General features: G+C 54.2%; 14 protein-coding genes. All 14 read right to left on the reverse strand.

Annotated elements, in window-relative coordinates:
* Positions 1-4 precede the first annotated feature (4 nt).
* Positions 5-517 (reverse strand): peptidoglycan-associated lipoprotein Pal, encoded by a 513-nt coding sequence (gene pal / locus ACQ3G7_RS04185; protein ID WP_061494503.1) that lies wholly within the window; start codon positions 515-517, stop codon positions 5-7.
* Positions 518-551: 34 nt separating this feature from the next.
* On the reverse strand, positions 552-1,844 hold the full coding sequence (tolB, locus tag ACQ3G7_RS04190; protein ID WP_430889332.1) for a Tol-Pal system beta propeller repeat protein TolB: 1,293 nt from the start codon (positions 1,842-1,844) through the stop codon (positions 552-554).
* A gap of 133 nt (positions 1,845-1,977) precedes the next feature.
* Positions 1,978-3,258 (reverse strand): cell envelope integrity protein TolA, encoded by a 1,281-nt coding sequence (gene tolA, locus ACQ3G7_RS04195; protein WP_263097478.1) that lies wholly within the window; start codon positions 3,256-3,258, stop codon positions 1,978-1,980.
* A gap of 39 nt (positions 3,259-3,297) precedes the next feature.
* Positions 3,298-3,726, reverse strand: coding sequence for a colicin uptake protein TolR (gene tolR, locus ACQ3G7_RS04200; RefSeq protein WP_061494500.1), 429 nt, complete (start codon positions 3,724-3,726; stop codon positions 3,298-3,300).
* A gap of 3 nt (positions 3,727-3,729) precedes the next feature.
* Entirely contained in the window at positions 3,730-4,422 is a 693-nt protein-coding gene (gene tolQ / locus ACQ3G7_RS04205; RefSeq protein ID WP_088237114.1) for a Tol-Pal system protein TolQ, read from the reverse strand.
* Positions 4,419-4,823 carry a tol-pal system-associated acyl-CoA thioesterase gene (gene ybgC / locus ACQ3G7_RS04210; protein ID WP_061494499.1) on the reverse strand — a complete coding sequence of 135 codons (405 nt, stop codon included), beginning with the start codon at positions 4,821-4,823 and terminating at the stop codon, positions 4,419-4,421. The genes tolQ and ybgC overlap by 4 nt, the downstream gene beginning before the upstream one ends.
* Positions 4,824-4,971: 148 nt before the next feature.
* Entirely contained in the window at positions 4,972-5,265 is a 294-nt protein-coding gene (gene ybgE, locus ACQ3G7_RS04215) for a cyd operon protein YbgE (RefSeq protein ID WP_263097479.1), read from the reverse strand.
* Positions 5,265-5,378, reverse strand: coding sequence for a cytochrome bd-I oxidase subunit CydX (cydX, locus tag ACQ3G7_RS04220; protein ID WP_004100325.1), 114 nt, complete (start codon positions 5,376-5,378; stop codon positions 5,265-5,267). The genes ybgE and cydX overlap by 1 nt, the downstream gene beginning before the upstream one ends.
* 14 nt (positions 5,379-5,392) lie before the next feature.
* A complete protein-coding gene (cydB, locus tag ACQ3G7_RS04225; protein ID WP_430888955.1) occupies positions 5,393-6,532 on the reverse strand; it encodes a cytochrome d ubiquinol oxidase subunit II in 1,140 nt (379 codons plus the stop codon).
* Between the two features lie 15 nt (positions 6,533-6,547).
* Positions 6,548-8,116, reverse strand: a complete 1,569-nt coding sequence (cydA, locus tag ACQ3G7_RS04230) for a cytochrome ubiquinol oxidase subunit I (RefSeq protein ID WP_263100938.1) — start codon at positions 8,114-8,116, stop codon at positions 6,548-6,550.
* A 719-nt stretch (positions 8,117-8,835) separates the two neighbouring features.
* A complete protein-coding gene (sucD, locus tag ACQ3G7_RS04235) occupies positions 8,836-9,705 on the reverse strand; it encodes a succinate--CoA ligase subunit alpha (protein ID WP_430888956.1) in 870 nt (289 codons plus the stop codon).
* On the reverse strand, positions 9,705-10,871 hold the full coding sequence (gene sucC, locus ACQ3G7_RS04240; protein WP_263097481.1) for an ADP-forming succinate--CoA ligase subunit beta: 1,167 nt from the start codon (positions 10,869-10,871) through the stop codon (positions 9,705-9,707). Before sucC ends, sucD begins: the two co-directional genes overlap by 1 nt.
* Before the next feature lie 100 nt (positions 10,872-10,971).
* On the reverse strand, positions 10,972-12,198 hold the full coding sequence (gene odhB / locus ACQ3G7_RS04245) for a 2-oxoglutarate dehydrogenase complex dihydrolipoyllysine-residue succinyltransferase (protein ID WP_263097482.1): 1,227 nt from the start codon (positions 12,196-12,198) through the stop codon (positions 10,972-10,974).
* Between the two features lie 14 nt (positions 12,199-12,212).
* Positions 12,213-15,020, reverse strand: a complete 2,808-nt coding sequence (sucA, locus tag ACQ3G7_RS04250) for a 2-oxoglutarate dehydrogenase E1 component (protein ID WP_430888957.1) — start codon at positions 15,018-15,020, stop codon at positions 12,213-12,215.
* Positions 15,021-15,295: the final 275 nt, after the last annotated feature.

Raw genomic sequence — 15,295 nt, forward strand, 5'->3', positions numbered from 1 at the left:
TCTCTTAGTAAACCAGTACGGCGCGACGGTTTTTAGCGTAAGCCGCTTCGTCGTGACCCAGTACTGCAGGTTTTTCTTTACCGTAAGAAACGATGGAGATCTGGTCAGCGGAAACGCCTTTACCCTGCAGGTACATTTTAACGGCGTTAGCACGACGTTCGCCCAGGGAGATGTTGTATTCCGGAGTACCACGTTCGTCGGCATGACCTTCTACGGTGACTTTGTAGGACGGGTTGCTACGCAGGAAGTTTGCGTGTGCGTCCAGCATCGCAGCGAAGTCAGAACGGATGTCATACTTGTCCAGATCGAAGTAAACAATGTTGTTCTGCTGCAGCTGTTGCATCTGCAGACGAGCTTGTTCTTCGGAGGACATGTTGCCGTTACCGTTCATGCCAGTGCCAGCACCCATCATGCCTTCGCCGCTCTGGTCGCTTGCATTCTTGTGAGAAGAACATGCAGCGATTGCCATAACAGGCAGAGCCAGCATCAGGCCTTTCAGCACTTTGTTCAGTTGCATTTCCTTGATTCCTTTTATAATCAACTATTTATTATCACAGATACGGCGACCAGGCAGGGAATTTTACCTGTCCATCAGTTGCCGGAAGACGCGCTTTGAAACGCCCATCTGTAGAAACCAGATTCAGCACGGATCCCATCCCCTGAGAAGAGCTGTAGATTACCATTGTGCCGTTTGGTGCCAGACTTGGCGTTTCGTCCAGGAACGTTGACGACAGAACTTGTACGCCACCCGTTACCAGATCCTGCTTAGCGATGTGTTGCTGACCACCTTCGGAGCTCACCATCACCATAAATTTACCGTCGCTGCTGACGTCAGCATCCTGGTTCTGAGAACCCTGCCAGGAAATACGCTGCGCGCCACCACCGTTAACACTCACTTTATACACCTGCGGACGGCCGGCCTGGTCAGACGTAAAGGCCAGGTTCTGGCTATCCGGGAACCAGGTTGGTTCGGTGTTGTTGCTGCGGCCATCCGTTACCTGGCGAATCTGGCCAGAACCGATGTCCATCACATAGATATTCAGACTACCGCTTTTAGAGAGCGCAAACGCCAGCTTAGAACCGTCCGGAGAGAATGCAGGCGCACCGTTATGACGCGGGAATGACGCAACCTGACGGATGCTGGCATTCGCCAGAGTCTGAATAACCAGCGCGGAACGACCGCTTTCGAAGGTAACGTAAGCCAGTTTAGAGCCGTCCGGAGACCATGCAGGAGACATCAGCGGCTGCGGTGACTTGTGCACCAGGAACTGATTGTAGCCATCGTAGTCGGAAACGCGCAGCTCATACGGGAACTGGCTGTTTGCGGTTTGCACCACGTAAGCGATACGGGTACGGAACGCGCCTTTAATGCCGGTCAGTTTTTCGAACACTTCGTCACTGGCGGCATGGGCCGCGTAACGCAACCACTGTTTGTTCACTTTAAAGGAGTTCTGCGCCAGCACAGTACCCGGTGCGCCACCGGTATCAACCAGCTGATAAGCAACGTTGTAGCTGCCGTCAGGATTCGGGGTTACCTGACCAACGATCACTGCATCGATGCCCAGCGCCGACCATGCGGCAGGCTGAACTTCCTGAGCGCTGCCCGGCTGCTGCGGCAGACGGGAACGATCGAGTGGATTGAATTTGCCGCTGTTGCGCAGATCTGCTGCAACAATGCCGCCTGCATCTTCAGGCGCAGCGCCAGGGCCAGCCCACTGGAATGGCACAACGCCAATCGGGCGTGCCGAGTCCACCCCCTGGGTGATCTCGATACGTACTTCTGCATGCAGCACCGCTGCCCACAGCATCAGAAAACCAAATGCAACACGTAATGCCTGCTTCATCATATCTCCCTTATCCGGGCGGAAAACCCGCGATAATTTAGCAGAATTTTAACAAACTCAATAAGACAAAACTACCCGCGTCAGGACACCCTTCGCACGATTTCCCCTCGCAGGCCGCGAGGGAAAGTGTACCTTAAGGTTTGAAGTCCAGCGGCGCATTTTTGAACACTTCGTACACTGCCTGGCTTGGCGGCTTCGGCATTTTTGCCTGTTTTGCTGCGGCAAGCGCAGCCTGGCAAAGCGCCGGATCGCCACCTTCCGACTGAATATCTAACAGCATGCCATCAGGCGCCAGCTTGACGCGTAATGTACAGGTTTTCCCCGCATAGGAGGAAGCATCATAGAAGCGGCTTTCTATCGCCGATTTAATCTGCCCTGCATAGTTACTGATATCCGCGCCGGAAGCGCCGTTATTCTTAGTGTTACCCGAACCGGCTGGCGACGCGGTGTTTCCTTTCGCGCCTCCGCCCGTTTTCGGCGCATTCTTACCGGAACTTAAATCGCCAAACAGATCGTCAACGCCTTCGGCTGCAGCCGCTTTCTCTGCGGCGGCTTTCTTGGCGGCGGCGGCCTTATCTGCTGCTGCTTTTTTATCAGCGGCAGCTTTTTCGGCGGCAGCGGCTTTCTTCTCAGCGGCGGCCTTTTCAGCGGCTGCCGCTTTCGCCGCAGCGGCCTTCTCTGCCGCAGCGGCTTTTTCTGCTGCTGCTTTTTCAGCCGCGGCCTGTTTAGCTGCTTCAGCCTGCGCTTTCTTCTCGGCGTCAGCCTGAGCTTTCTTCGCCGCCTCAGCCTCTGCCTTTTTCTTCGCATCGGCGGCAGCTTTCGCGGCTTCCGCTTCTGCTTTTTTCTGTGCATCGGCAGCAGCTTTAGCCGCGTCGGCTTCCGCTTTTTTCTGTGCATCAGCAGCGGCTTTTTTCGCGGCTTCTTCCGCCGCTTTAGCCTGCGCGTCCGCTTTCGCTTTTGCATCTGCAGCCGCTTTCGCCGCCGCTTCTTCAGCCTGTTTCTGCTGCTGTTGTGCTTTCTTCGCGGCGTCCTCAGCCTGTTTCTGCTGTTCGGCCTGTTCGCGCGCCGCTTCCTGCGCCTGCAAACGCTCCTGCTCCAGCTGTTTCAGATGCTCCTGCTCGGCGGCCTGCTTTTCACGCAGCTCTTCCGCCTGCTGTTGCGCCTGTTTTTCACGCTGTTCTTTGGCTCGTTGCGCGCTGGCTTGCTGCTGCTGTTGGCGATTGTAATTGTCAACAACAGCACCCGGATCGACCATCACCGCGTCTATCGCTGAACCGCCACCGCCGCCCGCAGAAGCATCAATATGCTCATCGAACGAACTCCAGATCAGCAGTGCCACCAAAATCACGTGTAGCACGGCAGAAATGATTATCGCTCGCTTAAGCTTGTCGTTTTGTACGGTTGCCTTTGACACTCTCGGTTCCCAAAAACTGTCCGCCTGTTATGCCGGTGATCAGATAGGCTGCGTCATCAAGCCGACCGATTTCACACCCGCGCTATGTAACAGGTTCAGCGCTTTAATGATTTCATCGTACGGCACGTCTTTGGCGCCGCCGATCAAGAACACGGTTTTCGGATTGGATTGCAGGCGACGCTGCGCCTCTGCAATCACCTGCTCTGGCGGTAGCTGATCCATACGATCTTTCTCCACCACCACGCTGTATTGCCCGACACCGGAAACCTCAATAATGACCGGAGGATCATCGTTGGTGCTGACAGTCTGCGACTGCGTCGCATCCGGCAGATCGACCTCAACGCTTTGCGTGATAATCGGTGCCGTCGCCATAAAGATCAGCAGCAGCACCAGCAACACGTCCAGCAACGGTACAATGTTGATTTCGGACTTGAGGCCACGACTGCCCCGTCCACGCGATCTGGCCATGGCTTACTCCTTGTTGCTGTCGCTGCTGGCAAATGCCTGGCGATGCAGAATAGCCGTGAACTCTTCCATAAAGTTGTCGTAATTCAGTTCCAGCTTGTTCACGCGCTGGTTCAGGCGGTTGTACGCCATAACCGCCGGAATGGCCGCAAACAGACCGATAGCCGTTGCGATCAATGCTTCGGCAATACCCGGCGCAACCATCTGCAACGTCGCCTGTTTCACCGCACCCAGCGCGATAAAGGCATGCATGATCCCCCACACGGTACCGAACAGACCAATATAAGGACTGATAGAACCGACGGTGCCAAGGAAAGGAATGTGGTTTTCCAGATTTTCCAGCTCGCGGTTCATTGAGATGCGCATCGCACGCGAGGCGCCTTCGACAATGGCCTCCGGCGCATGACTGTTAGCGCGGTGCAAACGAGCAAACTCTTTGAACCCGCTATAGAAGATTTGTTCCGAACCGCTCAGATTATCCCGACGGCCCTGGCTTTCCTGATAAAGACGAGACAGTTCAATACCGGACCAGAACTTGTCTTCGAACGCTTCGGCTTCGCGCCCTGCTGCGTTGAGGATGCGCGTTCTCTGGATGATGATAGCCCAGGATGCGATTGAAAAACCAATCAAAATCAACATGATAAGTTTGACCAGAAGGCTAGCCTTCAGGAACAAATCAAGGATGTTCATGTCAGTCACTGCTTAAACTCCGCGACAATAGACTTGGGAAGCGCACGAGGCTTCATTAAGAGTGGATCAACACAGACAATCAGCACTTCAGCTTCGTTCAGCACTTTGTTCTCTGCGTTGACGATCCGCTGCACGAAAACCATTGAGGTGCCGCGCATTGATGTAACTTCCGTTTGGACTTCGAGCATGTCGTCGAGTCTGGCGGGTGCAAAATACTCCAGCGTCATTTTGCGTACCACGAAGGCGACGCGCTCAGCCAGCAGAGCCTGTTGGCTAAAGTGATGGTGGCGCAGCATCTCAGTGCGGGCTCTTTCATAAAAAGCAACGTAGCTGGCGTGGTAAACCATGCCACCGGCGTCGGTGTCTTCGTAATAGACCCGAACCGGCCATCGAAACAGCGTTGTATTCACTTTACATCCCGGTAATGCAAAAAAAGTTAGAGCTTTTAAACTTCGCTACTATACGCGCGGGGAAGGTGCTTTGGAATGGGTTCAAGTAAACGGAGAGTAAAAATTTATGGGCTTTTGCAAGCCCATGAGGATAGCGGATATTTCTTATTCAAAAGAAGAAAAAAATTAAACCAGCCAGCAACACCAGATCGGCAATCAGCGGGCAGAAAATCCCCTGCCAGTGAATCGCGCGTGGACGAAAGCCCACTCCGTGGATCACCCCGGCGCACACTGCCCACATCAACAGCAGCCCGTGCCAGATTTCCAGTTCGCTGGTTTTGGCCGCGAATCGCGAAGGATCCCAAAAAATGCAGCCCGCCAGCAGTAATGCCATCACTAAGGAAAGGGCCCGAAGCGGGCCCTTATCCATTACCGCATACAGTTTTGCGATAATTTTATCCATCAGTGTTCTTCTTTCCCGGCTTTGGTCGCTTCAACATGTTCCAGCGCCAGCGCGGTAATCACTCCAAAAGCACAGGCAAGAAGCGTTCCTAAAATCCATGCGAAATACCACATATTCTGCTCCTTACTTAGTACATAGAGTGGGTGTTGCTTTCAATGTGTTCTTTGGTGATACGACCGAACATTTTCCAGTAACACCAAATGGTGTAGAGCAGAACGATCGGCACGAACACCAGCGCCACATAGGTCATCAGGTTCAGCGTCATCTGCGTGGATGTCGCATCCCACATGGTCAGGCTCGCTTTCAGCATCGTGCTGGACGGCATGATGAATGGGAACATCGCAATGCCCGCAGTCAGGATGATGCATGCCAGCGTCAGTGAAGAGAACACAAACGCCCAGGCGGCTTTATCCAGACGCGCAGTCAGCACGGTCAGCAGCGGCAGCACAACGCCCAGCGCCGGCACCAGCCACAGCACAGGTGCATCTTTAAAGTTGGTCAGCCAGGCGCCAGCCTGCAACGCCACTTCTTTTTTCAGCGGGTTAGAGGCGGCATGGTGATCAATAACAGACGTCACCACATAACCGTCAATGCCGTAAATCACCCAAACCCCAGCCAGTGCGAAGCAAACCAGCGTAACCAGTGCGGTAATCTGCGACGTTGCGCGGACACGCAGATGCAGCTCGCCAACGGTACGCATTTGCAGATAGGTTGCACCCTGCGTCAGAATCATCGCCACGCTGACCACGCCAGCCAGCAGGCCAAACGGGTTCAGCAATTGGAAGAAGTTACCGGTATAGAACAGGCGCATATCGTTATCGAGGTGGAACGGCACGCCCTGCAGCAGGTTGCCAAACGCCACACCAATCACCAGTGGCGGCACGAAGCTACCAATGAAAATGCCCCAGTCCCACATGCCGCGCCAGCGATTGTCTTCAATCTTCGAACGGTAATCAAAACCGACCGGACGGAAGAACAAAGATGCCAGCACGAGGATCATCGCCACATAGAAACCGGAGAAGGCCGCAGCGTAAACCATCGGCCAGGCGGCAAACAACGCGCCGCCTGCGGTGATCAGCCATACCTGGTTGCCGTCCCAGTGCGGTGCGATGGAGTTAATCATCACACGGCGCTCGGTGTCGCTACGACCCAGGAAGCGGGTCAACATCCCCACGCCCATGTCGAAGCCGTCGGTGACCGCAAAACCAATCAGCAGAATGCCAACCAGCAGCCACCAGATAAAACGCAATACTTCATAATCAATCATTTGACGACTCCTGTCTTAGCGTGCCGGCTGAGAAGCCACGGTGGACTGCTCGTAGTGATAGCGACCTGTTTTCAGGCTGCTCGGCCCAAGGCGAGCAAATTTGAACATCAGGAACACTTCCGCCACCATAAACAGCGTATAGAGGCCGCAAATCAGAATCATTGAGAACAGCAGATCGCCAACGGTTAACGACGAGTTAGCGACAGCGGTCGGCAGAACCTCACCAATCGCCCATGGCTGACGACCATACTCGGCCACAAACCAGCCTGCTTCAATGGCGATCCACGGCAACGGAATACCGTACAGCGCGGCGCGCAGGAGCCATTTTTTCTCACCGATGCGGTTACGAATCACGGTCCAGAACGAGATACCGATAATCAGCAGCATCAGCACGCCACACGCCACCATCAGGCGGAAGGCGAAATAGAGCGGCGCAACACGCGGGATAGAATCCTTGGTTGCCTGCTGGATCTGCGCATCCGTCGCGTCAGTCACGTTCGGGGTATAGCGTTTCAGCAGCAGACCATAACCGAGGTCTTTCTTCACGTTATTGAACTGGTCGCGAACAGCCTGATCGGTTGAACCGGCACGCAGTTGCTCCAGCAACTGGTACGCTTTCATACCGTTACGGATGCGTTCTTCATGCTGCACCATCAGGTCTTTCAGACCAATAACCGGAGTATCTACCGAACGGGTGGCAATAATGCCCAGCGCGTAAGGGATCTGGATAGCGAATTTGTTTTCTTGCTTATCCTGGTCAGGAATACCAAACAGCGTAAAGGCCGCCGGCGCTGGTTGGGTTTCCCATTCAGCTTCGATAGCGGCCAGTTTGGTTTTCTGCACGTCGCCCATTTCATAACCGGATTCGTCACCCAGAACGATAACGGACAGCACCGCCGCCATACCGAAGCTGGCTGCGATAGCAAAGGAGCGTTTAGCAAATGCGATGTCGCGACCACGCAGCAGGTAGTAGGAGCTGATACCCAGAATAAAGATGGCGCCGCAGGTATAGCCCGAAGCCACAGTGTGAACAAATTTCACCTGCGCAACCGGGTTAAGCACCAGTTCGGCAAAGCTCACCATTTCCATACGCATGGTTTCAAAGTTGAAATCAGAGGCGATTGGGTTCTGCATCCAGCCGTTGGCGACCAGGATCCACAGCGCGGACAAGTTGGAGCCCAGTGCGACCAGCCAGGTTACTGCCATATGCTGCACTTTGCCCAGACGATCCCAACCGAAGAAGAACAGACCTACAAATGTGGATTCGAGGAAGAAGGCCATCAGACCTTCAATGGCCAGCGGCGCACCGAAGATATCCCCAACATAGTGAGAATAGTAAGACCAGTTAGTCCCGAACTGGAACTCCATAGTCAGACCGGTTGCCACGCCCAGTGCAAAGTTGATACCAAACAACTTGCCCCAGAACTTGGTCATATCTTTATAAATCTGTTTGCCGGAAAGGACGTAGACCGTTTCCATAATGGCCAGCAGGAACGCCATACCGAGCGTCAGTGGCACAAACAGGAAGTGGTACATCGCGGTCAAGGCAAACTGTAAGCGCGACAGTTCGACTATATCTAACATCATGACTCCTTGCTCATCGCATGAAGACTCCGAGAGTAAACCCCAAAGGTGAGGTCCACACGCATGCCCCAATACAAATTTGTTGCACCCTTTTAATCACCATCCTGAAAAGCGTGGACGATGAATGAAACAAGTTACAACCAGGTTAAGAAAAAAATCTAATTGATCTCTCGAATATATTACTCCGCAAAACCCTTACAATAAAAAGGTTTTTATTGCCTTTGTTTTACGTTTTTCGACAGTGATCAATTTATAGCGAATTTACCGGTTTTCAGCCAATTTGATCGGCGACAATTTAACGATTTTTGATGCTTTTTCCAAGCTTTTAAATATTGATTTAAATCAATATTATTCTTCATTGTTAATTTTGTATATATCGTGTCTGCGCGGTAAAAACCATGTTAACGACATGTTCATTTTAGCGTCATTAATAGTTATAAATTGACGAATAAAGATAAATATTGGCGAGGTAATTTAACGTTGGTCGGCAAAAGAGAACGAAGACGTTTCAGGCCTTAATTCATCGTCTGACGAAAATTAATCTTATTTACCGCCTCGCTTATTTCACAATTATTTTACCCACTTAATTAACATACTTAACACCGCGAGGTGATTATTTGCAGAGCCACGCATGCCGTTCCGGCAATAAAAAAGGCCGCTACGGGAGCGGCCAACCATGTCGAAATGGATTTTCTGCTCCTTGAGGGGAGCTATAGATTTTACTTAATAACAGATTTCAGCGCTTCGCCGATGTCAGCCAGGCTGCGAACGGTTTTCACGCCTGCGGCTTCCAGCGCGGCAAATTTCTCATCTGCCGTGCCTTTACCACCCGCGATAATTGCCCCTGCGTGGCCCATACGTTTGCCTTTCGGCGCGGTGACGCCAGCGATGTAGCCAACAACCGGTTTGGTCACGTGATCTTTGATATACGCCGCCGCTTCTTCTTCCGCGCTGCCGCCGATTTCACCGATCATCACGATGGCTTCCGTCTGCGGATCGTTCTGGAACAGTTTCAGGATATCGATAAAGTTGGAGCCCGGGATAGGGTCGCCACCGATGCCGACACAAGTGGACTGGCCGAAACCATAATCTGTGGTCTGTTTTACCGCTTCATAGGTCAGCGTACCGGAGCGGGAAACAATGCCCACTTTCCCTGGCTGGTGAATGTGGCCCGGCATAATGCCGATTTTGCACTCGCCCGGCGTGATCACACCCGGGCAGTTCGGGCCAATCATACGTACGCCAGCTTCATCCAGTTTCACTTTTACCGTCAGCATATCCAGCGTCGGGATACCTTCAGTAATGGTGATGATCAGTTTGATGCCCGCATCGATAGCTTCGAGGATCGAGTCTTTACAGAACGGCGCCGGAACGTAAATCACGCTCGCGGTTGCGCCCGTGGCTTCAACGGCTTCGCGCACAGTGTTAAATACCGGCAAACCCAGATGCGTGGTGCCGCCTTTACCCGGCGTTACACCGCCAACCATCTGCGTACCATACGCAATGGCCTGCTCGGAGTGGAAAGTCCCCTGGCTACCGGTGAAGCCCTGGCAGATAACTTTGGTGTTCTTATCAATCAAAACAGACATTATTTCCCCTCCACTGCGGCAACAACCTGCTGTGCTGCATCCGTCAGACTTTTCGCTGCGATAATATTCAGGCCGCTGTCCGCCAGACGTTTTGCGCCCAGCTCAGCGTTGTTGCCTTCCAGACGCACAACGACCGGTACGTTTACGCCAACCTCTTCAACCGCACCGATAATGCCGTCAGCAATCAGGTCGCAACGCACGATGCCGCCGAAAATATTCACCAGCACCGCTTTCACGTTCTCATCCGACAGGATGATTTTAAACGCCTCGGTAACGCGCTCTTTGGTCGCACCGCCACCCACGTCGAGGAAGTTCGCCGGTTCGCCGCCGTGCAGTTTAACGATGTCCATGGTGCCCATAGCCAGGCCCGCGCCGTTAACCATGCAGCCGATGTTGCCATCCAGCGCTACGTAGTTCAGTTCCCAGTGTGCTGCCTGCGCTTCACGCGGGTCTTCCTGCGACTGGTCACGCATTTCGCGCAGTTCCGGCTGGCGGAACAGTGCGTTGCCATCAGCGCCCAGTTTACCGTCGAGGCAAATCAGGTCGCCCTGTTTGGTGATAACCAGCGGGTTGATTTCAATCAGCGCCAGGTCGCGCTCAAGGAAAATGGTCGCCAGGCCCATGAAAATTTTGGTGAACTGCTGAACCTGCTTGCCTTCCAGACCCAGTTTGAACGCCAGATCGCGTCCCTGATACGGCATCGGGCCGGTCAGCGGATCAATCGCAGTTTTGTGGATCAGGTGCGGGGTCTCTTCCGCCACTTTTTCGATTTCCACGCCACCTTCTGTTGAAGCCATGAACACCACGCGGCGGGAGCTACGGTCAACCACCGCGCCCAGATACAGCTCTTTGCCGATATCGGTCGCCGCTTCCACCAGAATCTGGTTGACCGGCTGGCCATTCGCGTCCGTTTGGTAGGTCACCAGGCGTTTACCCAGCCAGTTTTCCGCAAATGCGCGAATATCTTCTTTGCTGTTGACGACTTTTACGCCGCCCGCTTTACCACGGCCGCCGGCATGAACCTGGCATTTTACAACCCAGGGGCCAGCGCCAATTTTGGAGGCCGCTTCTTCTGCTTCACGCGGGGTACTGCAGGCGTAACCAACCGGAGTCGGCAAACCTGACCGGGCAAAAAGCTGTTTCGCCTGATACTCGTGTAAGTTCATGTGTTCTATCCATCCTTCATTTAATTTGTCACGCCGGATGACGGCTTACAAAGCAGGTGTTTGTTATAAACCCGGTGAACGCGTCACCGGGCAAAGGACACTACACGTCCAGCAGCAGACGCGTTGGATCTTCCAGCAACTCTTTAATCGCCACCAGGAAGCCAACGGATTCGCGGCCATCAATCAGACGGTGATCGTAAGAGAGCGCCAGGTACATCATTGGCAGGATCTCAACCTTGCCATCCACCGCCATCGGGCGATCTTTGATGGCATGCATACCGAGGATTGCGCTCTGCGGCGGGTTGATAATTGGCGTAGACATCAGGGAGCCAAACACACCGCCGTTGGTGATCGTGAAGTTACCGCCAGTCAGGTCATCAACGGTCAATTTGCCGTCACGCCCTTTCACCGCCAGCTCTTTGATTTTCTTCTCGATGTCCGCCATACCCAGCGTATCCACATCACGCAGTACCGGTGTTACCAGGCCACGCGGGGTAGAGACCGCCATACTGACGTCGAAATAGTTGTGATACACAACATCATCGCCATCAATGGATGCGTTCACTTCCGGATAGCGTTTCAGCGCTTCAACAACCGCTTTCACGTAGAACGACATAAAGCCCAGACGGATACCGTGACGTTTCTCGAACGCGTCACCGTACTGCTTACGCAGATCCATAATCGGCTTCATGTTAACTTCGTTAAAGGTGGTCAGCATCGCGGTGGAGTTTTTCGCTTCCAGCAGACGCTCGGCCACGCGTTTACGCAGGCGCGTCATCGGCACGCGTTTTTCCGTACGACCAGCCAGTTGCGGTGCTGGCGCGCTTGCCGGAGCGGCGGCCGGTTTGCTCTCTTCTTTCTTCGCCGGGGCTTTCGCCAGATGTTTTTCCACATCTTCGCGAGTGATACGACCGCCCACGCCGGAGCCGGTGATTGCACTGGCTTCGAGGTTGTGTTCAGCCAGCAGGCGACGGATGGCCGGGCTCAGCGCATCGTTGGTTTGCTCTTCCAGCGATGCCTGCTGACGCTGCGCAGGGGTAGACTCTTTGGCTTCCGATTTGGCGCTGCTCTCTTTGCCTGAGCTGTTGCCTTCACGCAGGCGACCCAGGATCTGACGCGAGGTGACCGTTGTCCCCTCATCTTCCAGTACGGCATCCAGGATGCCGTCCGCCGACGCCGGTACTTCCAGTACCACTTTGTCAGTCTCGATTTCTACCAGTACTTCATCGCGTTGGACGCTATCGCCCGGTTTTTTGTGCCAGGTTGCAACAGTCGCATCAGCAACGGACTCAGGCAGGTCGGGAACAAGAATATCTACGCTACTCATTATTTATCCTTTATTTAATCGACGTTCAGCGCGTCATTTACCAGAGCTTGTTGCTGTTTCTGGTGAACGGACAGATATCCCACCGCCGGAGAGGCGGAGGCCGGGCGTCCTGCGTAACGCAGAGCCGCCCCAAACGGAATCACTTCACGGAAATGATGCTGGCTGCAATACCATGCGCCCTGGTTGAGCGGCTCCTCCTGGCACCAGACAAAATCATGAACGTGAGCATAAGGTTTCAGCGCTTCCTGCACCGACTGGTGCGGGAACGGGTAAAGCTGTTCGATGCGGACAATCGCGACATCCTTCTGATCGTTTTTACGACGCTGTTCCAGCAGATCATAATAAACCTTACCAGAACAAAGGATAACGCGCTTCACGCCCTGCGGATCAAGATCGTCAACTTCGCCAATCGCCGGCATAAAGGTGCCATTCGCCAGTTCATCAAGCGTAGACACGGCTTGCGGATGACGCAGCAGCGATTTTGGTGACATCACCACCAGCGGACGGCGCATACCGCGCAGTGCCTGACGGCGCAGCATATGGTAGACCTGCGCTGGCGTTGACGGTACGCACACCTGCATGTTCTGCTCAGCGCAAAGCTGCAAATAACGCTCCAGACGTGCGGAGGAGTGCTCCGGCCCCTGCCCTTCGTAACCATGCGGCAGCAACATCACCAGACCACACATACGGCCCCATTTCTGTTCGCCGGAGCTGATGAACTGGTCAATCACCACCTGCGCACCGTTAGCGAAGTCGCCAAACTGCGCTTCCCAGATGGTCAGGGTACGCGGTTCTGCGGTGGCGTAGCCGTATTCAAATGCCAGTACGGCTTCTTCAGACAGCACGGAGTCCCAAACACGGAACTGGCCTTGTCCATTATGCACGTGGCACAGCGGCGTATAGGTTGAGCCGTTAGCCTGGTTATGCACGACCGCATGGCGGTGGAAGAAGGTGCCGCGACCGGAGTCTTCACCCGAAATACGGATAGGAATGCCTTCATCCACCAGCGTGGCGTAAGCCAGCGTTTCCGCGCCGCCCCAGTCGAACAGTTTTTCACCGCTCGCCATTAACTGGCGATCGCCGTAGATTTTCGCCACGCGCGGCTGCATTTCGATCGCGTCCGGTACCGTGCTGATGCGTTTTGCCAGTTCTTGCAAACGCTTCATTTCGACCTTGTTCGGGTAGCTCTCATCCCACTCGTGGTTGAGGTACGGCGACCAGGTAAAGGAGTGCATATTCATCGGACGCCACTCGTCCACAACGCACTCACCGGCATCCAGCTTGTCGCGATAGAGGTTAACCAGCTCGGTCGCATCTTCCAGGGTGATGGTTTTGTCCTGCTCCAGACGGTCTGCGTAGATCTTGCGCGGCGTCGGGTGTTTTTTGATTTTCTGGTACATCAACGGCTGCGTTGCGCTCGGCTCATCGGCTTCGTTATGGCCATGACGGCGGTAGCACACCAGATCGATAAACACATCGCGCTTGAAGGTATTACGGAAGTCGAGCGCCACGCGGGTGACGAACGCAACGGCTTCCGGATCGTCCGCGTTAACGTGGAAGATCGGCGCCTGTACCATTTTACCGATATCCGTACAGTACGGCGTAGAGCGCGCATCCAGCGGGTTAGAGGTGGTGAAGCCCACCTGGTTGTTGATCACGATACGCACGGTGCCACCCACTTCGTAGCCACGCGCTTTCGACATGTTCAGGGTTTCCTGCACCACGCCCTGCCCGGCAACGGCGGCATCACCGTGGATGGTGATCGGCAGTACTTTGTTGCTGCTCGGTTCATCAAGGCGGTCGAGGCGTGCGCGTACGGAGCCAATAACCACCGGGCTAACAATCTCCAGATGCGACGGGTTAAACGCCAGCGCCAGGTGAACCAGGCCGCCTTCCGTTTCCACGTCGGACGAGAAGCCCATATGGTATTTCACGTCACCCGTACCGAGGTGCTCTTTATGTTTACCGGCAAATTCGTCGAACAGATCCTGCGGCTGTTTACCCAGTACGTTGATCAGCACGTTCAGACGACCGCGGTGCGCCATACCCAGCACCACTTCGCGCGTGCCGCTATTACCCGCATGGCGGATCATCTCTTTCAGCATCGGCACCAGCGCATCGCCGCCTTCCAGCGAGAAACGCTTCGCCCCCGGGAATTTCGCGCCCAGGTAGCGTTCCAGCCCTTCCGCTGCGGTCAGCTCGCTTAAGAAACGTTTTTTCTCTTCCGCACTGAAGCTGGATTTACCGGCAGCAGACTCAATTCGCTGCTGGATCCAGCGTTTCTCTTCCGTGCTGGTGATGTGCATATATTCCGCGCCGATAGAACCACAATAGGTCTCTTTCAGCGCCTGGATCAGCTCGCCCAGCGGCAGCGTGTCTTTGCCGATAGCAAACGAACCGACATTAAAGGTGTTTTGGAAATCGGCTTCGGTCAGATCGTGATACGCCGGGTCGAGATCGGCAACGCGCTCTTGCTGCCACAATCCCAGCGGATCCAGATTAGCGTGCTGGTGACCACGGAAGCGGTATGCGTTGATCAGTTGCAGGACTTTGACCTGCTTAGCATTGGTGTCAGGGTCGGAAATAGAGGAAGAGTAACGTGAGGCATCTTTCGCCAGTTGCCGGAAATAATCACGTGTTTTGGAATGGAATTGATCCGGTTTGACTCCGGTGCCTGGTAATTGCTGGAACATGGAACGCCAGTTAGCATCTACCGAGTCAGGGTCGGTTAAGAAGTCTTCATAGAGCTGTTCTATCCAGCTCTGGTTAGACCCAGAGAGGTAAGAAGAGTCCAGCCAGGCTTTCATTGCGCCGTTCTGCATCGTGATCCCTTAAGCATTGTATGCTTACTTCGCCGTGGATAACTACGACGTACACTTCTTAGCGCACGTCCCAGGGTTCACTGCGGGCTCTTGGCGGCCCGCGAAGGAACCTTTAAAAACCGTTGAATAATCTGCTTCGTTCAGGCTGCGACGGCGTTGCAGCCTCACTCACTCCGGTCACATAGTTCACTATGCTCCCGGAGATTCGCTCAGCCGCGCCTTGTCTCGCTCTGAACGTCTTGATTATTCTTAATAAGACAACAGTTTTTAAAGAT

The organism is Kosakonia sp. N21 (genome assembly GCF_050587465.1).
In the GTDB taxonomy this organism is placed as follows: domain Bacteria; phylum Pseudomonadota; class Gammaproteobacteria; order Enterobacterales; family Enterobacteriaceae.

Bases quoted from the DNA above. Each gene is read 5' to 3' on its own strand.
- sucC (WP_263097481.1), bottom strand. From the start codon at position 10,871: ATGAACTTACACGAGTATCAGGCGAAACAGCTTTTTGCCCGGTCAGGT.
- sucD (WP_430888956.1), bottom strand. From the start codon at position 9,705: ATGTCTGTTTTGATTGATAAGAACACCAAAGTTATCTGCCAGGGCTTC.
- tolB (WP_430889332.1), bottom strand. From the start codon at position 1,844: ATGAAGCAGGCATTACGTGTTGCATTTGGTTTTCTGATGCTGTGGGCA.
- odhB (WP_263097482.1), bottom strand. From the start codon at position 12,198: ATGAGTAGCGTAGATATTCTTGTTCCCGACCTGCCTGAGTCCGTTGCT.
- cydX (WP_004100325.1), bottom strand. From the start codon at position 5,378: ATGTGGTATTTCGCATGGATTTTAGGAACGCTTCTTGCCTGTGCTTTT.
- pal (WP_061494503.1), bottom strand. From the start codon at position 517: ATGCAACTGAACAAAGTGCTGAAAGGCCTGATGCTGGCTCTGCCTGTT.
- tolR (WP_061494500.1), bottom strand. From the start codon at position 3,726: ATGGCCAGATCGCGTGGACGGGGCAGTCGTGGCCTCAAGTCCGAAATC.
- cydA (WP_263100938.1), bottom strand. From the start codon at position 8,116: ATGTTAGATATAGTCGAACTGTCGCGCTTACAGTTTGCCTTGACCGCG.
- sucA (WP_430888957.1), bottom strand. From the start codon at position 15,020: ATGCAGAACGGCGCAATGAAAGCCTGGCTGGACTCTTCTTACCTCTCT.
- cydB (WP_430888955.1), bottom strand. From the start codon at position 6,532: ATGATTGATTATGAAGTATTGCGTTTTATCTGGTGGCTGCTGGTTGGC.
- ybgE (WP_263097479.1), bottom strand. From the start codon at position 5,265: ATGGATAAAATTATCGCAAAACTGTATGCGGTAATGGATAAGGGCCCG.